The sequence below is a fragment of the Intrasporangium sp. genome, from assembly GCF_035688975.1.
GTDB lineage: Bacteria > Actinomycetota > Actinomycetes > Actinomycetales > Dermatophilaceae > CALMNV01.
Genome location: NZ_DASSMH010000077.1, coordinates 1 through 19,686 on the forward strand (window position 1 = coordinate 1; position 19,686 = coordinate 19,686).

At 73.3% G+C, this 19,686-nt stretch carries 21 protein-coding genes; 2 read left to right on the top strand and 19 right to left on the bottom strand.

Features of this window, described 5'->3' with window-relative positions:
- Nucleotides 1-621: 621 nt before the first annotated feature.
- The 3 genes from tyrS to VFJ94_RS08100 all read right to left on the bottom strand — a co-directional run bounded on the left by tyrS (nt 622) and on the right by VFJ94_RS08100 (nt 2,345).
- The gene (gene tyrS, locus VFJ94_RS08090) at nt 622-1,881 is read right to left on the bottom strand and encodes a tyrosine--tRNA ligase (RefSeq protein ID WP_325003690.1); all 1,260 of its coding nucleotides are present in this window, start codon (nt 1,879-1,881) and stop codon (nt 622-624) included.
- A gap of 183 nt (nt 1,882-2,064) precedes the next feature.
- Nucleotides 2,065-2,127, bottom strand: coding sequence for a hypothetical protein (locus tag VFJ94_RS08095; RefSeq protein WP_325003755.1), 63 nt, complete (start codon nt 2,125-2,127; stop codon nt 2,065-2,067).
- Complete coding sequence (locus VFJ94_RS08100) at nt 2,124-2,345, bottom strand: hypothetical protein (protein WP_325003759.1); 222 nt, start codon at nt 2,343-2,345, stop codon at nt 2,124-2,126. The genes VFJ94_RS08095 and VFJ94_RS08100 overlap by 4 nt, the downstream gene beginning before the upstream one ends.
- A 39-nt stretch (nt 2,346-2,384) precedes the next feature.
- On the opposite strand from VFJ94_RS08100, the gene VFJ94_RS08105 reads away from it, so the two are divergent.
- Nucleotides 2,385-2,558, top strand: coding sequence for a hypothetical protein (locus VFJ94_RS08105; RefSeq protein ID WP_325003691.1), 174 nt, complete (start codon nt 2,385-2,387; stop codon nt 2,556-2,558).
- 53 nt (nt 2,559-2,611) lie between these two features.
- Here VFJ94_RS08105 and VFJ94_RS08110 read toward each other — a convergent pair whose 3' ends face one another.
- From VFJ94_RS08110 to infC, 15 genes are all read right to left on the bottom strand, one after another.
- On the bottom strand, nt 2,612-3,400 hold the full coding sequence (locus VFJ94_RS08110) for an inositol monophosphatase (RefSeq protein ID WP_325003692.1): 789 nt from the start codon (nt 3,398-3,400) through the stop codon (nt 2,612-2,614).
- 22 nt (nt 3,401-3,422) lie between these two features.
- The gene (locus VFJ94_RS08115) at nt 3,423-4,058 is read right to left on the bottom strand and encodes a DNA-3-methyladenine glycosylase (protein WP_325003693.1); all 636 of its coding nucleotides are present in this window, start codon (nt 4,056-4,058) and stop codon (nt 3,423-3,425) included.
- A complete protein-coding gene (argH, locus tag VFJ94_RS08120) occupies nt 4,055-5,503 on the bottom strand; it encodes an argininosuccinate lyase (RefSeq protein WP_325003694.1) in 1,449 nt (482 codons plus the stop codon). The genes VFJ94_RS08115 and argH overlap by 4 nt, the downstream gene beginning before the upstream one ends.
- Nucleotides 5,504-5,548: 45 nt before the next feature.
- The gene (argR, locus tag VFJ94_RS08125) at nt 5,549-6,037 is read right to left on the bottom strand and encodes an arginine repressor (RefSeq protein WP_325003695.1); all 489 of its coding nucleotides are present in this window, start codon (nt 6,035-6,037) and stop codon (nt 5,549-5,551) included.
- The gene (locus VFJ94_RS08130) at nt 6,034-7,218 is read right to left on the bottom strand and encodes an acetylornithine transaminase (RefSeq protein ID WP_325003696.1); all 1,185 of its coding nucleotides are present in this window, start codon (nt 7,216-7,218) and stop codon (nt 6,034-6,036) included. The genes argR and VFJ94_RS08130 overlap by 4 nt, the downstream gene beginning before the upstream one ends.
- The gene (gene argB, locus VFJ94_RS08135) at nt 7,215-8,204 is read right to left on the bottom strand and encodes an acetylglutamate kinase (protein ID WP_325003697.1); all 990 of its coding nucleotides are present in this window, start codon (nt 8,202-8,204) and stop codon (nt 7,215-7,217) included. Before argB ends, VFJ94_RS08130 begins: the two co-directional genes overlap by 4 nt.
- Nucleotides 8,201-9,355, bottom strand: a complete 1,155-nt coding sequence (gene argJ, locus VFJ94_RS08140; RefSeq protein WP_325003698.1) for a bifunctional glutamate N-acetyltransferase/amino-acid acetyltransferase ArgJ — start codon at nt 9,353-9,355, stop codon at nt 8,201-8,203. The genes argB and argJ overlap by 4 nt, the downstream gene beginning before the upstream one ends.
- The gene (gene argC / locus VFJ94_RS08145) at nt 9,352-10,395 is read right to left on the bottom strand and encodes an N-acetyl-gamma-glutamyl-phosphate reductase (RefSeq protein ID WP_325003699.1); all 1,044 of its coding nucleotides are present in this window, start codon (nt 10,393-10,395) and stop codon (nt 9,352-9,354) included. Before argC ends, argJ begins: the two co-directional genes overlap by 4 nt.
- Nucleotides 10,396-10,511: 116 nt before the next feature.
- Nucleotides 10,512-13,070 carry a phenylalanine--tRNA ligase subunit beta gene (pheT, locus tag VFJ94_RS08150; protein ID WP_325003700.1) on the bottom strand — a complete coding sequence of 853 codons (2,559 nt, stop codon included), beginning with the start codon at nt 13,068-13,070 and terminating at the stop codon, nt 10,512-10,514.
- A gap of 1 nt (nt 13,071) precedes the next feature.
- Nucleotides 13,072-14,181 carry a phenylalanine--tRNA ligase subunit alpha gene (pheS, locus tag VFJ94_RS08155; RefSeq protein ID WP_325003701.1) on the bottom strand — a complete coding sequence of 370 codons (1,110 nt, stop codon included), beginning with the start codon at nt 14,179-14,181 and terminating at the stop codon, nt 13,072-13,074.
- Nucleotides 14,182-14,316: 135 nt separating this feature from the next.
- A complete protein-coding gene (locus VFJ94_RS08160; protein WP_325003702.1) occupies nt 14,317-15,426 on the bottom strand; it encodes an ATP-binding protein in 1,110 nt (369 codons plus the stop codon).
- A 44-nt stretch (nt 15,427-15,470) separates the two neighbouring features.
- Nucleotides 15,471-16,271, bottom strand: coding sequence for an RNA methyltransferase (locus VFJ94_RS08165; RefSeq protein WP_325003703.1), 801 nt, complete (start codon nt 16,269-16,271; stop codon nt 15,471-15,473).
- A 58-nt stretch (nt 16,272-16,329) separates the two neighbouring features.
- Nucleotides 16,330-16,725, bottom strand: coding sequence for a 50S ribosomal protein L20 (gene rplT / locus VFJ94_RS08170; RefSeq protein WP_325003704.1), 396 nt, complete (start codon nt 16,723-16,725; stop codon nt 16,330-16,332).
- A 139-nt stretch (nt 16,726-16,864) separates the two neighbouring features.
- The gene (rpmI, locus tag VFJ94_RS08175) at nt 16,865-17,059 is read right to left on the bottom strand and encodes a 50S ribosomal protein L35 (protein ID WP_325003705.1); all 195 of its coding nucleotides are present in this window, start codon (nt 17,057-17,059) and stop codon (nt 16,865-16,867) included.
- Between the two features lie 84 nt (nt 17,060-17,143).
- Complete coding sequence (gene infC / locus VFJ94_RS08180) at nt 17,144-17,857, bottom strand: translation initiation factor IF-3 (protein ID WP_325003756.1); 714 nt, start codon at nt 17,855-17,857, stop codon at nt 17,144-17,146.
- Nucleotides 17,858-18,196: 339 nt separating this feature from the next.
- Here infC and VFJ94_RS08185 point away from each other — a divergent pair, with 339 nt between their 5' ends.
- A complete protein-coding gene (locus VFJ94_RS08185) occupies nt 18,197-18,373 on the top strand; it encodes a hypothetical protein (RefSeq protein ID WP_325003706.1) in 177 nt (58 codons plus the stop codon).
- Nucleotides 18,374-18,390: 17 nt separating this feature from the next.
- On the opposite strand, the gene VFJ94_RS08190 is transcribed toward VFJ94_RS08185, so the two are convergent.
- Entirely contained in the window at nt 18,391-19,665 is a 1,275-nt protein-coding gene (locus VFJ94_RS08190; RefSeq protein WP_325003707.1) for an MFS transporter, read from the bottom strand.
- Nucleotides 19,666-19,686 lie beyond the last annotated feature (21 nt).

Here is a 19,686-nt window from a genome sequence, read left to right on the forward strand (position 1 = left end):
TTCAACACCCCCACCCACCCCACCAAAGAGGCAGACAAGAGCAAACTTGAACCCACAAAGGGCCCGAAAACCTGACCGAAACAAAACAACTAGCAAAACCTAGTCATCCGAATCAACCAAAGGAAATCATCACCACGAGACAACCCCAACCCAGCCACAACGACCAGACCAGCGCCACCCCGCGACGAGGTAAAACTTGGCATCGATTATTTGACACGCTGTTGAGTTCTCAAGAATCGGACACCCACCATCACCCAACCCAACAAGGCCAGACTCCGGGGCAACCCTTCAACCTTACCCGCCGTCCCGATGCCGGTCAAACCCGTGTGCCGCTCCTCGAGCGACGGGAAAGACCCGGTCCGGCGGAGCCCACGCTCGCACGCCCGGCTCCGCCGGGTCGTCCTGTCGTGGGCCGTCAGCCGCGGGACCGGCCTACTTCGCTGCGGGCTCTCGCTCCGCCGCGGTGGCGTCCGTTCCTCCCTGCCGGGCTGACGTGAAAGAACATTAGACGGAAGTCACGCGCAACGCCAAATCGGGGGCGTGCGGAGGCGGCCGGCGGGATGGATCCCCCTGTCGCACAGGGAAACCCAGCCCGCCGAACCCCCAGGGTGACGCCTCACCTCAGCCGCGGCGTGCGGCGGCGAGGCTCTTGCGCCCTCGCCGCAGCAGCGCGACGTCTCCGTGCAGGAAGTGCTCGTCTGCCAGGACGAGATCGGGGTCGGTGACCCGGACGTTGTTGATCGAGGCCCCCCCGTCGGCGATGGCGCGGCGAGCGCCGTTGCGGCTGTCCACGAGGCCGACGGTCACGAGCGCGTCGACGATCGAGGTGCCCACCCGCACCTGCCCCCCAGGCAGCTCTCCTGTCGCGTCGCGCAGGGTCCGCTCGTCGAGGCTGGCGAGGTCCCCGCGGCCGAAGAGCGCCTCGGAGGCCGCCTGTGCCGCAGCCGTCGCCTCGCCCCCGTGGACCAGCATTGTCACCTCGGCGGCCAGCGTCTTCTGCGCGGTCCTCCGGAACGGCTCCTCCTCGACCTGCCGCTCCAGGGCGGCGATCTCGTCGGCGTCGAGGTCGGTGAAGACCTTGAGCAGCTTGACGACGGAGGCGTCCTCGACGTTGATCCAGTACTGGTAGAAGGCGTAGGGGCTCGTCAGCTCCGCACTCAGCCACACCGCGTTGCCCTCGGACTTGCCGAACTTGCGGCCGCCGGAGTCGGTGAGCAGGGGCGTCGTGAAGGCGTGGACCGACACCCCCTCGACCTTGTGCACGAGGTCGACCCCCGCGGTGAGGTTGCCCCACTGGTCCTGCCCCCCGGTCTGCAGGGTGCAGCCGTACTCGCGGTAGAGATGCAGGAAGTCGAGCGCCTGCAGGAGCTGGTAGCTGAACTCGGTGTACGAGATCCCCTCCTGGCTCTCGAGCCGGGCGGCCACCGCCTCCTTGCGCACCATCTGGTTGACCCGGAAGTGCTTGCCGACGTCGCGCAGGAAGTCGAGCGCGGAGATCGGCGCCGTCCAGTCGAGGTTGTTGACGAGGTGTGCGGCGTTCTCGCCCTCGAAGTCGAGGAAGGGACGCACCTGCTCCGCGATGCGCGCCACCCAGTCGGCCGTCGTCTCCTTGGTCTTGAGCACCCGCTCGGCCGTGGGCCGCGGGTCGCCGATGAGCCCCGTCGACCCGCCGACGAGGCACAGCACCCGGTGTCCCGCGCGCTGGAGGCGGCGCAGCACGACCAGCTGCACGAGGTTGCCGAAGTGCAGCGAGGGTGCCGTGGGGTCGAACCCGCAATACACCGTGATCGGCCCGTTCGCGAGTGCCTGTCGCAGCGCCGCCTCGTCGGTGGTCTGCGCCACCAGGCCGCGCCACTGCAGCTCGTCGACAATGTCCGTCACGGGTATCGGTGTCCTCTCGTCGCGCGCCGGCTCGCGTCCCGGCGCTTCGCGTCACAGCCTGCCGTACGGCTGGCCGCCGGCTCCACCGAGATCGCCGCCGTGCCCGTATGCCGGGCGGCCGGGAGGCCGGGCGACCAGGTGGCCCGGGTGGCCAGGCGCTCGGGCGACCAGGTGTCCGGGCCGTCAGCCGCCCGCCGCGCGCTCCCGGTGGGTGCGGGCCTTGGCCCGGTTGCCGCACACCCTCATCGAGCACCACGTGCGCGACTGTCGCGCGACGAGTCGTAGGACGCCCACCGGCAGTCGTCGGCCGGGCAGATCTTGACCCGGCCCAGGCGGTGCTCCAGGGCGAGCCGGGCTGCCGACGCCGCCAGGACCGCGCGCGGTCCGTCGCCTCCGAGGGCGACGCGGTCGCCGGCGACCCGCACCGTGACCGGCACCTCCGGGCCGGTGTCCGCGGCGCCCATGGTTGTGGGTTCACTGGTTACTAACGAAGGAGTGGGACCATGCACCCGTGGATCGCCCTCGAGCTCGCCCACGCGCGGGACCACGACCTCAACCGGCGGCTGGCTCGCCCGCGGGCGCCGCGACGTGACGACTGCGGGGAGCGGCACGGGCTGCGCACGCGCAGCGAGCTCCCGCCGCGGGCGGCCCGCACGCCCATCGGGTGCTCGGCGTGAGCCGGTAACCGAGGCTCGCGACCGTCGTCCTCGACGACCCGACGTCGGGCGGCTCAGCCGGAGCGTGGTGACGGCACGAGCGGGAGGACCAGGTCGTAAGTCGCTCGGTCGGCCGCCGCGAGAAGGGGACTGTCGGGGATGCCGCGCGCGTCGTAGGGCTCCCCGGTGAACGTCCCGAGGACGGCTCCCGCCTCCGACAGGAGCAGCGAACCGGGCGCGTGGTCCCAGGGTTTGCGTCCGCGGTAGAGGATGTAGTCGGCCGCGCCCTCGACGAGCTTGGGGTAGTCGACGCCGCAGCAGACCCACGTCAGCTCCAGCGTGGGCAACTCGCCCAGCCGCGTGCCGCGCCACGGGCGGTAGGACGTGACGCCCCGCGGGGCGCTCCCCGGCGGCACGGGTGCCCGGACGAGGCGCTCGCCGTTGCGGAAGGCGCCGGACCCGAGCTCGGCCACGTAGGCCGTCGCGTGCTGGGGCTGCCAGATCCAGCTCCGGACGACCTGCCTGCCGCGCCGCTCGGCGACCATGACGGCGTGGTCCGGTGAGCCGTGCACGAAGTTGCGGGTGCCGTCGATGGGGTCGACCGTGAACCCGTGCTCGGCGGCGGCATACCGGTCGAGGATGCCCCGGTCGGCCTCGAAGGCCTCCTCCCCCAGCACGACGGCGCCCGGGTTGGACTCGAGCAGCGCCTGGGTGATGAGGACCTCCGCCTCGCGGTCGGCCACGGTGACGAGGTCGCCGGGGTTCTTCTCGATGACCTGGCCCGTCGCGAGGGCGCGGAAGCGGGGGTTGATGACGGCCTCGGCGACCTCCTGCAGCAGCCGCAGCACGGCGTCGGTGTCCACCGGCCCAACCTAGCGGCACGCGTCAGCGTCGTCGGCGCACCACCCCGGGCCGGTAGGCCGAGACGGTCGGCTCTCCCTCGATCCAGAACCGCCACGGGTATGCCGTGCCGTCCCCGCCGGGGCCGCTCACCCCCACCCTCGGGCCGGACCGGACGACGGCGGGGTCGACGGCCGCCTCGGGCGTGGCCACGACGACGTCGGCCGGTGGACCGAGCGGGGGCCGACACACGTCGAGCCCGGTGTGGCGGCCGTCGAGGTCGAGGGTGCGCGTCATCCGGCCCGGCCCGCGGCACCAGTCGCGCTCGCGGACCCCCGGTCGGCGAGCGGCCGCGACGTCGTGGCCGACGACGACCTCGGCCCCCCGGAGGAGGACGGCCTCGGCCGCGCCGGCGTGGCCGGTGACGAGGTTGGCGCACCAGTGGTTGCCGTAGGTGAAGTAGACGTAGAGGAACCCGGCGGGACCGAACATGACGGCCGTGCGCCGGGTGGGCCCGCGGAAGGCGTGCGAGCCGGGGTCCCGCTCCCCGGCATACGCCTCGGTCTCGGTGATCCGGACGGTCACGCCCGCGGACGTGAGCCGGCAGCCGAGCAGCTCCCGGGCGACGACGGTGGCCGGCCGGGCGAAGAACTCACGGCCGAGGCGGTCGGGCTCGCTCATCCGCCCGCGCGGCCGGGGGCCGACCACTCGCGCGCCGCTGCGAGGCAGCCCTGCGCGGCGGCGAGCTGCTCCGACACGCGGGATGGCGCGGTGCCCCCCACGGCGTCGCGCGACGCCAGGGACCCGGCGACGGAGAGCACCGAACGCACCCCCGGCGTGAGGTGGCTGTCGATCCGTGCGAAGTCGTCGTCGGCGAGCTCCCACAGCTCCACGCCGCGGCGCTCGCACTCGCGCACGCAGGCGCCCGCCACCTCGTGGGCGGTGCGGAACGGGACTCCCTCGCGGACCAGCCACTCGGCGATGTCAGTCGCGAGCGCAAAGCCTTGTGGGGCAAGGGAGTCCATGCGCTCGGTGTGGAAGGACAGGGTCTCGACCATCCCTGCGAACGCCGGCAGCAGCAGCTCGAGGGTGTCGACGGCGTCGAAGGCCGGCTCCTTGTCCTCCTGCAGGTCGCGGTTGTAGGCGAGCGGCAGCGCCTTGAGGGTCGTCAGCAGGCCCGCAAGGTCGCCCACGAGGCGGCCCGCCTTGCCCCGCGCGAGCTCGGCCACGTCGGGGTTCTTCTTCTGCGGCATGATGCTCGACCCGGTCGAGTAGGCGTCGTGGAGGGTGACGAACGAGAACTCCTTGGTCGCCCAGAGGACGACCTCCTCGGCGAGCCGCGAGATGTCGACCGCGGTCATCGCACAGACGAAGGAGAACTCGGCGACGAAGTCGCGCGACGCCGTGCCGTCGATGGAGTTCTCCACGGCACGGTCGAACCCGAGCTCGTGGGCCACCGCCTCCGGGTCGAGGCCGAGCGAGGAGCCGGCGAGCGCCCCGGAGCCATACGGGGACGAGTTCGCCCTGCGGTCCCAGTCCCGCAGCCGGTCGACGTCGCGGAGCAGGGCCCACACGTGGGCGAGGAGGTGGTGCGAGAGCAGGACCGGCTGGGCGTGCTGCAGGTGCGTGCGTCCCGGCATCGCCACTCCGAGGTGACGGTCGGCTTGCCCCACCAGCGCGTCGACGACGTCGAGCACGAGATCGGCCACCACGCGGGCATGCTCGCGCAGGTATCTGCGAAAGAGCGTGGCCACCTGGTCGTTTCGCGAGCGCCCGGCGCGCAGGCGTCCCCCGACGTCGGTGCCGACGCGTTCGATGAGTCCCCGCTCGAGCGCCGTGTGGACGTCCTCGTCGTCCTCCGCCGGGCCGAACGCGCCCGACCGGACGTCGGTCTCCAGGGCGTCGAGTCCCTCGAGCATCCGGGCAAGGTGCTCGTCGCTGAGCAGGCCGGCGCGGTGCAGGACCCGGGCATGGGCCCGCGAGCCGGCGAGGTCGTGCGGCGCGAGGCGCCAGTCGAAGGACGTGCTCTTGGACAGCGCCGCGAGGGCCTGGTCGGGACCGCCCGCGAAGCGGCCGCCCCACAGGCTCACGCGCTCCTCGGTGGGCTTCGGGGCCTCGGTCGTCATGGCGTCATTCTCCTTGGGCGGGGTGTCCCCCGAGTCGTCCGCGGGTCAGTCCCGCGGGGCGGTGAGTCGGTGCAGCCGTGCGGCGAGGTCGGCGGCTCGCTGCGGGTCGCCGAGCACGAGCAGGATCGTGTCGTCCCCGGCGATGGTGCCGAGCACATCGGGGTCGCGGGTCTGGTCGATGGCCGAGGCCAGGTAGTTCGCGGCGCCGGGGGGCGTCTTGAGGACCACGAGGTGCTGCGCCGGGGTGGCCGAGACGAGCAGCTCCTCACAGGCGCGCCGCAGCCGCGACCCGGCCGGGGCGTCCGCGATCGAGCCGACCGGGCCGAGGCCCGGGCCCTCGCCGGGCACGGCATACACGAGGGAGCGCCCGCGCCGCACCTTGACCGCGCCGACCTCGAGCAGGTCGCGGGACAGGGTCGCCTGGGTGACCTCGGTCCCCTCCCCCGCGAGGAGGTCGGACAGCTCGCTCTGGCTGCGCACCTCGTTGGCCTCGAGGAGCTCGAGGATCCGCCGTTGGCGCTGTGTCCGGCTCATCCCCCGGCACTCCGCGCGGCGGCGAGGATCGCCGGCAGGTCGTCGAGGAAGCCCTGCAGCTCGCTCTCGCTGAGGATGAGCGGCGGCGCGAGCCGCAGCGCCGTGGGCGTCACGGCGTTGACGATGTAGCCGGCCTCGCGGGCGGCCGCCATCGCGGCCGGCGCCGGTATGCCGTCGAGCTCGATGGCGCGCAGGAGGCCCCGTCCGCGGGTGGCGGACACCCCGTCCATGTCCACGGAGTCCAGGAGCGACCCCACCCGGGTCGCGTTGTCGAGCAGCTGGTCCGTCTCGATGGTGTCGAGGACGGCGAGCCCGGCCGCGCAGGCGAGCGGGTTGCCTCCGAACGTCGTGCCGTGCTGACCGGCCGTGAGCAGCCCCGTGACGTCGGGCCCGAAGGTGACGAGGGCGCCGATGGGCACCCCGCCGCCGAGCCCCTTGGCGAGCGTCATCGCGTCGGGCACGATCCCCGAGGCGGTCGAGGCGAACCAGTCCCCGGTGCGCCCGATGCCCGTCTGGATCTCGTCGACCACGAGCAGGGCGCCGTGCGCGCTGGTCAGCTCGCGGGCGAGCCGCAGGTAGTCGGCCTCGAGCTCCCGGACGCCGGCCTCGCCCTGGATCGGCTCGAGGACGACGGCAGCCGTGTGCTCGTCGACCGCCGCGCGCAGGGCGGCGGCGTCGCCCGCCGGCACGAACACGACCCCGGGGATGAGCGGCTCGAAGGGCTCGCGGTAGGCCGCCTTGGACGTGAGCGCGAGCGCCCCGGTGGACCGTCCGTGGAAGGACCCCTCGAGAGCGACGATCCGGCTCCGGCCCGTCCGGCGGGTCAGCTTGATCGCCGCCTCGACGGCCTCGGTGCCCGAGTTGGCGAAGAAGACGCCCGAGCCCGCCGGTGCGGCGGCGATGCGGAGCAGCCGCTCGGCCAGCCGGATGGCGGGCTCGGAGGTGAAGAAGTTGGAGACGTGCAGGGCCGCCTCCGCCTGCTTCGCGACGGCCTGGACGAGGGCCGGGTGCGCGTGCCCGAGGGCGTTGACGGCGATGCCGGACAGCAGGTCGAGGTAGCGGTGGCCGTCGACGTCGGTGACCCAGCAGCCGTGCCCCGAGGCGAGGACGAGCTGGGGGGTGCCGAACACCGGCACCATCGACGCGGCATACCGCGCGAGCAGGTCCGCTCCGTTCGTCATGCCTTGCTCCTCTGCTCGTCGTGCTTGGGTTCGTCGGCGGCGGTGCCCGCCTCCGGCTCGGGCCCTGGCTCGGGAAGCACCATGGTGCCGATGCCCTCAGCCGTGAAGATCTCGAGGAGGATCGAGTGCGGCACGCGTCCGTCGACGACGTGGGTGCGGGGCACCCCGCCCTCGACCGCGCGGATGCAGGCCTCGAGCTTGGGCACCATGCCCTCGTCGACCCGGCGCAGCAGCTCGCGGGCGGCCCCGACCCCGATGGACGAGAGCAGCGAGCCGCGGTCGGGCCAGCTGGCGTAGATGCCCTCGACGTCGGTGAGCACCACGAGCTTCTCGGCCCGCAGCGCGACCGCGAGCGCGGCGGCTGCAGTGTCGGCGTTGACGTTGAGCACCTGTCCCTCGACGTCGAGGTCGGGTGCGACGGTCGACACGACGGGCACCCGGCCCGCGTCGAGGATGTCGAGGACGGCGGAGGGGTTGACGCTCTCGACGTCGCCGACCAGACCGAGGTCGACGAGCTCGCCGTCGATCTCGGTGCCCCGGCGGCGGGCGCCGAGCAGCCCCGCGTCCTCACCGGAGAGCCCGACTGCGATGGGGCCGTGCTGGTTGAGCAGGCCGACCAGCTCCCGGCCCACCTGCCCGGTCAGCACCATCCGGACGACGTCCATGACCTCGGGCGTCGTCACCCGCAGGCCGCCTCTGAACTCGCTCTCGAGCCCGAGCCGGCCGAGCATCGCCTTGATCTGCGGCCCGCCTCCATGCACGACGACGGGTCGCAGCCCGGCATACCGGAGGAAGGCGATGTCCTCGGCGAAGGCGCGCTTGAGCGCGTCGTCGACCATGGCGTTGCCGCCGTACTTGACGACGACGAGGGCGCCGTGGAGGCGCTCCAGCCAGGGCAGGGCCTCGACGAGGGTGGCGGCCTTGCCCGCGGCGACCCGGATGCCGGCCGCGTCGAGCAGCCCGCGCAGGGCCTGGCGCTCGCTCATGTGCTGTAGGCCGAGTTCTCGTGGACGTAGTCGTGCGTGAGGTCGTTGGTCCAGATGGTCGCCGCGGCCGCTCCGGCGTGCAGGTCCACGACGACGTGCACCTCGCGCGGCCGCAGGTCCACGAGGGACCGGTCGTCGCCGACGCCGCCTCTGCGGCATACCTGCACGCCGTTCATGGTCACGTCGAGCCGGGCCGGGTCGAAGGCGGCGCGGGTCGTGCCGACGGCGGCGAGCACCCGGCCCCAGTTGGGGTCGTTGCCGAAGATCGCGCACTTGAAGAGCGCGTTGCGGGCGATCGCCCGGGCGACCTCGAGGGCCTCCTCCTCGGTGGCGGCGGAGCGGACCTCGATGGCGATGTCGTGCGTGGCCCCCTCCGCGTCGGCGATGAGCTGACGCGCCAGGTCGGTGCACACGTCGGTCAGCGCCGCCGTGAGCGGCCCCCGCGGGACGGGCACGCCCGAGGCACCCGAGGCGAGGACCACGACTGTGTCGTTGGTCGACATGCACGCGTCGGAGTCGATGCGGTCGAACGAGACGGCGGTGGCCGCCCGCAGCGCGGCGCCGAGGTCGTCGGGCTCCACGACGGCGTCCGTCGTGAGGACGACGAGCATGGTGGCGAGGGCCGGGGCGAGCATGCCCGCCCCCTTGGCCATCCCGGCCAGCGACCAGCCCTCCCCGGCGTGCGCGGCCTCCTTGGAGACGGTGTCGGTGGTGCGGATCGCGGTGGCCGCGCTCGCATGCCCCTGCGCGCTGAGCTCGGTCACGGCCCGGCCGATGCCGGCGAGGACCTTGTCCATCGGCAGCAGCTCGCCGATGAGGCCGGTCGAGCACACCACGACGTCGCCCGCCGACACGTCCAGCAGCCGCGCGACCTGCTCGGCGGTGCGGTGCGTGTCGGCGAAGCCCTGAGCCCCCGTGCACGCGTTGGCCCCGCCCGAGTTGAGCACCACGGCGTCGACCCGACGATCGGAGACGACCTGCCGCGACCACGTCACCGGAGCCGCCTCGACACGGTTCGTCGTGAAGACGGCAGCCGCGTGGTGGTCGGGGCCGTCGTTGACGACCAGGGCGAGGTCGGGTGCGCCGCTCGGCTTGAGGCCGGCGGTCACTCCGGTGGCGCGGAACCCCCTGGGGAGGCTGACCTGGCTCATGGCGCGACTCCGGTGAGGGGCAGGCCGCACGTCTCGTCGAGGCCCAGGGCGAGGTTGGCGCACTGCACCGCGGCGCCGGCCGTGCCCTTGGTGAGGTTGTCGACCGCCGAGACGACGACGACGCGGCCGGCCCGCTCGTCGACCGCGACCTGCAGGTGCACGCAGTTGCTGCCCAGCACGTCGGCAGTGCGCGGCCACTGGCCCTCCGGGAGCACGTGGACGAAGGGCTCCGCGGCATACGCCGCCTCCCACGCCGACCGGACGTCCGCCGGCCGCGCGCCGCCGGCGAGCCGTGCGGTGCACGTGGCGAGGATGCCGCGCGGCATGGGGGCGAGCGTCGGCGTGAAGGACACGGTCACCGGCGTCCCGGCCGCGCGGGAGAGGTTCTGCTCGATCTCCGGGGTGTGGCGGTGGACGCCGCCGACCCCGTAGGGCGACATGGAGCCCATCACCTCGGCGCCGAGCAGGTGCGGCTTGAGGGACTTGCCGGCGCCCGACGTGCCGGACGCCGCGACGACGACGACGTCCTCCGGCGCGAGGACGCCCGCGGCCAGACCGGGGGCCAGGGCGAGGGAGATCCCGGTGGGGTAGCAGCCGGGGACGGCGATGTGCCGGGCGTCCGGGAGCCGGTCGCGTTGGCGTCCGCCCCCGGCGAGCGGCAGCTCGGGCAGGCCGTAGGGCCAGGAGCCGGCATACGGGCCGTCGTAGAAGGTGGTCCACGCCGACTCGGACTCGAGCCGGAAGTCGGCTCCGCAGTCGACGATGACGACGTCGCCGGGCAGCTGCTCCGCGAGCGCCGCCGAGTGGCCGTGCGGCAGCGCGAGGAAGACGACCTCGTGCCCGGCCAGGGTGTCGACGTTCGTCTCCCGCACGACGCGCGTGGCGAGCGGCGTCAGGTGGGGATGCGCGGCGCCGAGCGGCGTGCCGGCGCTGCTGGCGGCCGTGACCGCCCCGATCTCGAACGCGGGGTGGGCGAGCAGGAGCCGGAGGATCTCGCCCCCGGCATACCCGCTCGCCCCTGCGACTGCTGCCCTGATCACGATGCATGAATATACACGCTCATGCATAACCCTGCCTCCCTCCCAGATATCTGGGAGGCCAGGTGTCGCCATCACGACATCCCGCCTCCCAGATATCTGGGGTGCGATCGTGGGGGTCAGCGCTGGACGGCGCCCGTCGCCGCCGCGGCGGCGGCCACCGCCGCGTCGCGGAAGCCGTTGACCTCCTCGGTCGTAAGGGTCCGGTCCGGCGCGCGGAACGTGAGGCGGAAGGCCAGGGACCGGTGACCCGGCTCCACGTGCTCGCCCTCGTAGAGGTCGAAGAGCGCGACGGCCTCGAGGTCGGTCCCGGCACCCTCCCGCAGCGCCGCCTCGACGTCGGCGGCCGGCACGTCCCGGCGCACGAGGAGCGCGACGTCGGTGTGCGCGGGCGGGTAGGTCGAGAAGGAGCGGGCCTGCACCGGGCCGGCGCTCGCCGCAGTGAGCACGTCGAGGTCGATCTCGGCGGCGACCGTGCGGGGCGGCAGCTCCAGGGCCGCGAGCACCTTGGGGTGCAGCTCACCGGCGTGGCCGACGAGGGTGCCGTCGGGCAGCGCGACGCGGGCACACCGGCCCGGGTGCCACGGGGCGTGCACGTCCCCCGAGACGACGACCGGCACGGCAAGGGCCGCGCCCACGGTGCGCACCGCGGCGACCACGTCGGTCCAGTCCGCGGGCCGCCCGCCGCCCCACCAACCGGCCGGCTCGGCCAGGCCCGTGGCGACGACCGCGGCGTGGCGCGGCTGCGCGGGGACGGCGGCATACAGCTGCTCGAGCACCGCGTCGTCGGGCCGGGCCGCGATGCCGGGCACGGGTGCGGTGCGCAACGGGCCGCCCGGGCGGAAGACCAGCCCCAGCTCGAAGAGCGCGACGTCCTTGAAACCGCGGGAGACGTTGCGGCGCAGGGCGTCGACGAGGGTGCCGAGCACGCTCGTGCGCAGCAGGGGGCGCTCCTCGGAGAGCGGGTTCGCGAGGCGCACCGCGGCGCGCCGGTCGTCGTCGGCGGGAAGCTGCAGCTGGTCCGCGAGCTCCGCCGACACGAAGGGGTAGGTGAGCACCTCGGTGAAGCCTGCGCCGGCGAGCGCGTCGGCGACCGTGCGGCGCACCCGCTGCCCGTGGGTGAGGCCCTGGCCGTTGCTCGGCGTGGGCACGACGGAGGGGATGGAGTTGTAGCCGTCGATGCGGGCCACCTCCTCCGCGTAGTCCGGCCCGGGTGAGTCGTGGTCGAGGTCGGGCCGCCAGGACGGAGGGGTGACGAGCACGTGCTGCGGGTCGGCGGGGTCGTCCTCGACGGTGCAGCCGAGGTCGCGCAGGATCGTCACGACGCGCTCGCGGGGGTAGTCGAGCCCGACGATGCGGGTGGGCTCCGTGACGTCGAGTCGGTATGCCGCCCGCGGCGTCGTCCGGTCGACGTCCGTGACGGCCGGGTCGGCGGTGCCACCGCCGAACTCGACCAGCAGGTCGACGGCCAGCTGGGCGGCCGCCGGAGCCACCTGCGGGTCGACGCCGCGCTCGAAACGCTTGGAGGCCTCGGTGACGAGCCGGTGCCGCCGGGAGGAGCGAGCGATTGTCGTGGGGTCGAAGTGGGCGGACTCGATGAGGACGTCGGTCGTCGCGTCGTCCACCTCGGAGGACGCGCCGCCCATGACCCCGGCGATGGCGAGGAGGTGCTCGCCGCCGTCGGTGATGAGCAGGTCCTCCGGGCTGAGCTCGCGCTTGACGTCGTCGAGCGTGGCCAGGCGCTCCCCCGGGCGGGCCCGGCGCACGACGATGGAGCCGGAGAGCTTGTCGACGTCGAAGGCGTGCAGCGGCTGGCCCACGGCGAGCATGACGTAGTTGGTGACGTCCACGGCGAGCGAGATCGGGCGCATGCCCATCTGCGTGAGGCGGCGCTGCATCCACGGCGGGGACGGCCGCGTCGGGTCGATGCCCCGCACGATGCGGGCGACGTAGCGGTCGCAGCCAGGGCGCCCCTCGAGCGGCGCGTCGTCCTCGAGCCGCACGGCATACCCACCCTCGTTGGGGGGCGGCCAGCGGACGTCCGCCGGGTCGCGGAAGCCGCCGGGGGGGCTGCCCTGGGAGTGCCAGTACTCCCGAGCGAGACCACGGACCGAGAAGCAGTAGCCGCGGTCCGGAGTGACGTTGACCTCGACGGTCTCCTCGCCGAGCCCAAGGAGGGCGACGGCGTCGTCTCCCGGTCGGAGGCCGGCCGCCACCTCCTCACCCAGGAGCCGGGGCAGCACGATGATGCCGGCGTGGTCGTGGCCGAGGCCGATCTCGTCCTCGGCACAGATCATGCCGTTGGACATCCGGCCGTAGGTCCTGCGCGACGAGATCTCGAAGCCCCCGGCGAGGACCGCTCCGGGCAGCGCCACGACGACGAGGTCGCCCACGGCGAAGTTCGTTGCGCCGCAGACGATCTCCTGGGCACTGCCCTCGCTGACGCGCTGGCCGTGCTCCCCGACGTCGACGGTGCAGTAGCGGATCGGCTTGCCGTTCCTCTGGACCTGCTCCTCGAAGTCGAGGACCCGGCCGACGACGAGGGGCCCGGCGATGTCGCCGCCGTGCAGGTCCTCCTCCTCGAGTCCGACGCTGACGAGGCTCGCCGCCACGTCGGCGCCGGTCGCCCCCGGGGCGAGGTCGGCGTATTCCGCGAGCCAGGTGAGGGGCGCACGCATGTCAGATCTCCCTGCCGAACTGCTGCGAGAAGCGGACGTCGCCCTCGACCATGTCGTGCATACCCTGGACGCCGTGGCGAAGCATGAGCGCCCTCTCGATGCCGAGCCCGAAGGCGAACCCCGAGTAGACGTCGGGGTCGATGCCGCACGCGCGCAGCACCTTGCGGTTGACCATGCCGGAGCCGCCGAGCTCGATCCAGCCCGAGCCACCGCACGTCCGGCACGTGGCCCCGGGGGCGGAGTCGCCGGACCCGTGGCACGCGAAGCAGACGAAGTCGGTCTCCATGCTGGGCTCCGTGAAGGGGAAGTACGACGCGCGCACCCGCGTGCGGGTGCCCTCCCCGAACATCGCCCGCACGAAGGCGTCGAGGGCGCCGCGCAGGTGGGCCATGGTCAGGCCCTTGTCGACGGCGAGGCACTCGATCTGGTGGAAGACCGGCGTGTGCGTGGCGTCGAGGTCGTCGGTGCGAAAGACCTTGCCCGGTGCGACGACGTAGATGGGCGGCTCCTGCTCGAGCATGGTGCGGATCTGCACGGGCGAGGTCTGGGTGCGCAGCACCAGCCCGGAGTCCACCGGGTCGAGGAAGAACGTGTCCTGCATCTGGCGGGCCGGGTGGTCCGGGCCGAGGTTGAGCGCGTCGAAGTTGAGCCACTCGGACTCGAGCTCGGGGCCCTCGGCCACCTCCCAGCCCATGGCGACGAAGGTGTCGGCGAGCCGCTGGGCGACGAGCTCGATGGGGTGCCTGGCGCCGAGCGGCCGCCGCAGGGCCGGCACCGTGACGTCGACGCGCTCGTCGACGAGGATCCGCTCGTCGCGCTCGGCCTCGAGCTCGGCCTGGCGCGCGGCGAGGGCGGCGGTGACCCGACCGCGGGCCTGCCCGACGCGCTTGCCCGCGTCGGCCTTGGCGCTCGGCGGCAGCGCGCCGATCTCCCGGTTGGCGAGGGCGAGCGGGCTCCGCTCCCCCTGGGAGGCGATCCGGACCGCCTTCAGCTCATCGAGCGTGCTGGCCCCCTCGATGGCGGCCAGCGCCTCGGCCACCGCGGCGTCGATGCTCGCAGGGTCGAGCGCCGAGACCTCGACCGGGTCGTAGTTCGTGTTGGGTCCGGACATCGGGCTGCGTTCACTGCTCTCGGTCGGGGCTACGGGGGACCCGTCACGACGGCGTGTCGGCACTGCGGGCCGGACCGGCGGTGGGATCGCCCCTGCAGTCTAGGGGCGAGGCTCGCACAGCGGCCCGAGGGACCACTAGCCGGTGGCGAAGTGGCCAGGGATGCCCTCGGGAAGCCGGACGATGAAGCGCGCCCCGCCGCTGCCCGAGCTCGCGATGTCGATCCGCCCGCCGTGGGCCCGCACGAGCCCGTTGGCGACGTAGAGGCCGAGGCCGGTGCCGGCGTTGTCCGGGCCGTGCCAGAAGCGGCCGAAGATCTTCTCGCGGTCGTCCTCGGGTATGCCGTTCCCATGGTCGTCGACGAGGACGACGACCCCGCCCCGCTCCTCGGCGTCGCGGTCCACGGTCACGTCCACCGCGCCCTCCCCGTGCTGGACGGCATTCTCGATGAGGTTGAAGAAGACCTGGTCGAGCCGGTCGGCGTCCGCCCACAGCTCGGGCAGCCCGGCGGCCTCGGCGCCGGGGCCCCGGTGTAGCCGGATCGTGCCGGGATGGCGGCCGAGCTCGTTGCGCACGACGTGCCGGGCGAGCAGCTGCTCGAGGTCGACCGGGCCAAGGCGCAGGTTGAGCCGGTCGGAGTCGAGGCGGGAGATGTCGAGCAGCTCGGCGATGAGCCGGGTCAGCCGGGTCGCGTCGGCTTCGATCGTCTCGATCATGAGCCGCTTCTGGTCGTCGCTGAACCGGTGCCAGCGGCGCAGCAGGCTGCTCGTGAAGCCCATGACCGACGTCAGAGGAGCCCGCAGCTCGTGGGCGACGGTGGACAGCACCGTCGCCTGGTCGCGCTCGGCACGCAGTCGCGCCTCGGCGTCCCGGAGGCCGAGCATGAGGCGCTGCACGGGGCCCCCGCGCTCGGCACGCACGTACCGGGCGGTGACGAGCACCTCGCGGCCGTCGCGGGCGACGAGCAGCTTCTCCCGGTGCCCGGTGCGGGTCGCCAGCCCGTTCCACGGGTCGGTGCGGGCCCACCAGTCGCGGCCGTACTTGTCGGCGAGCGGCAAGGCGTCGGTCACGTGCCGGCCGACGAGGTCGGCCGCAGAGCACTCGAGGATGCGCAGGGCCTCGGCGTTGACGAACCCGATGCACCCGTTGGCGGAGACGACGACCAGCCCGTCAGGAAGCTGCTCCCAGAGCTCGCTGCCCGTTGGCTCCGTGCTGGGCTCCTCGGGGAGCGGGTCGCCGGGCTGCATGCTGTGCAGGATAGCGACGAAACCGGCACCGGCCGCGGGGCCGTTCACGTGGACCGGCGCGCCTCGGCCGACGCGTAGAGGCAGAGGGTGGCCGCCATGGCGAGGTTGAGGGACTCGGCCCGCCCGTAGATGGGCACCCGCACCACCTCGTCGCAGGCGTCGCGCACCTCAGGCAGCAGGCCCCATGCCTCGTTGCCCATGACCCACGCATGCGCCCGGCGCAGGTCGACCTCGGGCAGGAGCGTCGGTCCCGCCCCGTCGGCGGCGAGCAGCGCGACGCCCGCGTCGCGCAGCGCAGCAAGGATCGCCGCGACGGGGACGCCCACGACGACGGGCACGTGGAAGAGCGAGCCTGCGGTGGAGCGGACGACCTTGGGGCTGTGGACGTCGACGCTCGCGTCGCTGACCACGACGAGGTCGGCGCCCGCCGCGTCCGCCCCGCGGATCACGGTGCCCGCGTTGCCCGGGTCGCGCACGTGCGTGAGCACGCACACGAGCCCGGCCGGGGGCAGCGCGGCCACGGCCCGCTGGAGCGGGACGTCCACCGGACGGCATACGGCGGCGAGGCCCTGCGGCGACTCCGTGTCGCACATGGCGGCGAGCACCTCGGGCGTCACCTCCGAGACGGCCAGGCCGGCCGCCGCGGCCACCTCGACGATGGGGCGGTGCCGGGCGGCCGCCTCGGCGGTGACGAAGACGTCACGGACGAGCTCGGGGCGGCAGCGCACGGCCTCACGCACCGCCTGGGGCCCCTCGGCGAGGAACAGACCCGTGCGCGAACGCGCAGAGCGCCGGGACAGCGCCCGCACGGCCTTGACCCGATCGGATCGGGGGTTGGTCAGCACGGCTGCCCCGTGGCGAGCCAGTGGGGGTGGCGCGGTCCCGGCGCGGTGCGTCGGGTGCTCAGGCGGCGTCGCCGGCGGCCTTGACGGCCCCGGTCGCGGCCGGGACGTTGGCCCGGGAGACCTCGACGAGCGCGGCGAACGCCGGGGCGTCGTTGACGGCGAGGTCGGCGAGGATCTTGCGGTCGACCTCGACACCTGCCGCCTTGAGGCCCTGCATGAACCGGTTGTAGGTCATGCCGTTGGCGCGGGCGCCCGCGTTGATCCGCTGGATCCACAGGCGGCGGAAGTCGCCCTTCCTGGCGCGCCGGTCACGGTAGGCGTAGCCGAGCGAGTGGGTGACCTGCTCCTTGGCCTTGCGGTAGAGACGGGACCGCTGACCGCGGTAGCCGCTCGCGCGCTCGAGAACGACGCGACGCTTCTTCTGGGCGTTGACTGCGCGCTTCACGCGTGCCACGGGAACTCCTTTTCGACGAATCGCCGATGCCTGCGACCGGGCAGACCCGGTCGGCCGTGCACATCGGCCTCTGCTGGGGAAAACGTCGTGCCGGTCGGCACGAGGGTGCCGCGGCCCGGGACCGGGCGCGGCGGCCGGCTCACTTGCCGAGGAGCTTCTTGGCCTTCTTGGCGTCGGGCTTGGCAAGCTCGACGTCGCCCGCGATGGAGCGCATCTTCTTGCTCGACTTGTGCTCGAGCAGGTGGCGACCGCCGGCCTGCTCGCGCATGACCTTGCCGGTGCCGGTCAGGCGGAACCGCTTCTTCGCACCACTGTGCGTCTTCATCTTCGGCATGAGAGCCGATCTCCTTCGTGTCGTGCGGGGTTAGGTCTGCGTACGGGTGCGTACGTGGACTGGGGGCGGGGCTCACCCGCCTGGTCACTCGCCCGCGGCGGGGGCTGGCGCGGGCCGGGGCGCGGGCCGGGGTGCCGGTGTGGGTGTGGCCGTTGCGGTCGGTCCGGCTGGCGCGCTGGGTCCGGTCGTCTCGGTCGCGTCGGCGGTTTCGAGCTGCACCGGGGACACCGCGCCCTCGCCGGCCGCCCGCTCCTCACGTGCGCGCCGCTGCTCGGCCTTGGCCTCGGACTTCTTCCTCGTCGGGCCGATGACCATGATCATGTTCCGACCGTCCTGCTTCGGAGCCGACTCGACATACCCGAGCTCGGAGATGTCGGTCGCGAGACGCTCGAGGAGGCGGCGCCCCAGCTCCGGGCGCGACTGCTCACGTCCGCGGAACATGATCGTCACCTTGACCTTGTCCCCCGCCTTGAGGAACCGCTCGACGTGGCCCTTCTTGGTGCCGTAGTCGTGCGGGTCGATCTTCGGGCGGAGCTTGATCTCCTTGATGACCGTGTTGACCTGGTTCTTGCGTGCTTCCCGTGCCTTCATGGCGGCTTCGTACTTGAACTTGCCGAAGTCCATGAGCTTGGCGACCGGCGGCTTGGCCATCGGTGCCACCTCGACGAGGTCGAGGTTGGCCTCCTCGGCCAGACGTAGCGCGTCCTCGACGCGCACGATGCCGACCTGCTCCCCATTGGGGCCAACCAGACGCACTTCCGGGACCCGGATGCGCTCGTTGATGCGAGGCTCGCTGATGTGGTGCTCCTAAGTTCGAGGGCTGTGGCGGACCGACACGAGAAAGGGCTCCTCGCGCCGTGCACGAGGAGCCCAAGGTTTGCGTATGCCGTCCCGGTCGCCCGAGCGTCACACGGCGCGGGGCGCCGGCGCGTCCGAGGACGACGACAGCATTCCGCGCGGACCTGGAACCCGGCGGCCCCAGGGGTCGACGCGGGTGGAAGCGAGCTTCTCTTGCACGTCGCGCCCCGCCAGCAAGCGGCGGGACACGACCGGTCTTTGGTCCACAATAGCAGCCCCGGGCGGATGCCCTGACTCGGACCTCGACACGACTAAGCGGCGCGGACGGAGGGAAGTGACGTGACGGCAGCCATCGCGGCCATCGCCATCGTGGCCGGCGTCCTCGCCGTGGGCGGCGGGTTCTGGCTGCTGGTGGGTCGGGACAGCCCGCCCACACACCTCCGCTCGTACGCCACCTCTGCTGGCCTCATCGCCGCCGCGCTCGGGGGGTGGCTTCTGAGCCAGCGCTCCCGGTGACTTGCGCGTACCAGCGCTTACGCCGGGGCGGTCACCCGCTCGGCCGTGGCGCCGGAGCGGCGGCGGGCCTGGACGGCCATTCCGGCAAGCGCCACCGCCAGGCCGAGCAGCGCCACGGCGAGGAAGCCCGACTGCCAGCCGCCGCGGTCGATGGCGAAGCCGGCGATCGGCGCCCCCAGGGCGGACCCTGCCGTCATGGCCGAGCCGTGCCAGCCCATCATCTCGCCGCGGAAGCGCTCCGGCACGATCCGGCTGAGGTGCTCCAGGGTGGCCGTGATGGTCGGGGCGCAGAGCACGCCGCACACCGTGATCAGCACCGCGAAGCTCGGCAGGCCGGCCGCGAGCGCCACGGGCAGGGTTGTCGCGGCCAGGCCCGCGAGCAGCCAGAAGACCGAGATCGACCGGTGCCACGCGCCGTAGACCAGGCCGCCGACGAGGCTGCCCACGCCCCACAGGGCGAGGACCCAGCCGATCGCCTCGGCCCGCCCGAAGGTGCGCAGCGCCGCGACGACGGCCACGTCCGTGCCCGATAGCACGACCGTCGTCGCGGCGGCGGCGACGTAGACGGCCGCGACGGGCACGGTGATGAACCCCCGCACGGCACGGGTCGGTCCCGCACGCTCCCCCGCCTGCTCCACCGCCCGCTCCCCCGCCACGGGCTGAGGCCGGGCCGGCTCCCGACCGGGCTCCCCGGCATACGGAGCCGCCGGTCCGCCGCGCAGTGGCGGGTTGATGACCCACAGCGCGAACCCGGCCACGACCGAGGCCATCTCGCAGGTGAAGAGCGCCCAGCCGGTGTTCCACACCGTCGCCAGCCACACGCCGAGGGCCGGGCCCGCCATGAACGACAGCTCGGTCGCCGCCGCGTCGAGCGACAGGGCGGTGCGCCGCTGGTCCTCGGGCACGGAGCCCAGGATCACCTGGCGCATGATCGAGAAGGTCGGCACGACGAAGAGCCCGGCGAGCGCGGCCAGCGCCATGAGGGGGGCGTAGGGCACCCAGGGCGCGACGGACCAGCACAAGACCTGCACGATCAGCGAGGGCAGGACGGTGCGCCGCAGCCCGACCCGGTCGAGCAGCCGTCCGCGCCACGGACCGGAGACCGCGACCGCGACCGTGGCCGCAGCGGTCACGAGCCCCGCCTGGCCGTAGCTGCGCCCCAACGCGGTGACGACATGGAGGGTGAGCAGCACCCCACCGGCAAAGAGGGGCACGCGGATGAGGAACCCGAGCACCAGCGCGTGCCTCGTGTCACGGACGGCGAGGACGTGGCGGTAGGCACTTGGCTGCACCCGGCCAGCCTGACAGCCACC

Excerpts from the sequence above, each read along its gene's own strand:
- VFJ94_RS08130 (WP_325003696.1), bottom strand. The coding sequence starts at position 7,218 with ATGACGAACGGAGCGGACCTGCTCGCGCGGTATGCCGCGTCGATGGTG.
- argB (WP_325003697.1), bottom strand. The coding sequence starts at position 8,204 with ATGAGCGAGCGCCAGGCCCTGCGCGGGCTGCTCGACGCGGCCGGCATC.
- VFJ94_RS08100 (WP_325003759.1), bottom strand. The coding sequence starts at position 2,345 with ATGGGCGCCGCGGACACCGGCCCGGAGGTGCCGGTCACGGTGCGGGTC.
- rpmI (WP_325003705.1), bottom strand. The coding sequence starts at position 17,059 with ATGCCGAAGATGAAGACGCACAGTGGTGCGAAGAAGCGGTTCCGCCTG.
- VFJ94_RS08115 (WP_325003693.1), bottom strand. The coding sequence starts at position 4,058 with ATGAGCGAGCCCGACCGCCTCGGCCGTGAGTTCTTCGCCCGGCCGGCC.
- pheT (WP_325003700.1), bottom strand. The coding sequence starts at position 13,070 with ATGCGTGCGCCCCTCACCTGGCTCGCGGAATACGCCGACCTCGCCCCG.
- argH (WP_325003694.1), bottom strand. The coding sequence starts at position 5,503 with ATGACGACCGAGGCCCCGAAGCCCACCGAGGAGCGCGTGAGCCTGTGG.
- VFJ94_RS08105 (WP_325003691.1), top strand. The coding sequence starts at position 2,385 with ATGCACCCGTGGATCGCCCTCGAGCTCGCCCACGCGCGGGACCACGAC.
- argJ (WP_325003698.1), bottom strand. The coding sequence starts at position 9,355 with ATGAGCCAGGTCAGCCTCCCCAGGGGGTTCCGCGCCACCGGAGTGACC.
- VFJ94_RS08160 (WP_325003702.1), bottom strand. The coding sequence starts at position 15,426 with ATGCAGCCCGGCGACCCGCTCCCCGAGGAGCCCAGCACGGAGCCAACG.
- argR (WP_325003695.1), bottom strand. The coding sequence starts at position 6,037 with ATGAGCCGGACACAGCGCCAACGGCGGATCCTCGAGCTCCTCGAGGCC.
- pheS (WP_325003701.1), bottom strand. The coding sequence starts at position 14,181 with ATGTCCGGACCCAACACGAACTACGACCCGGTCGAGGTCTCGGCGCTC.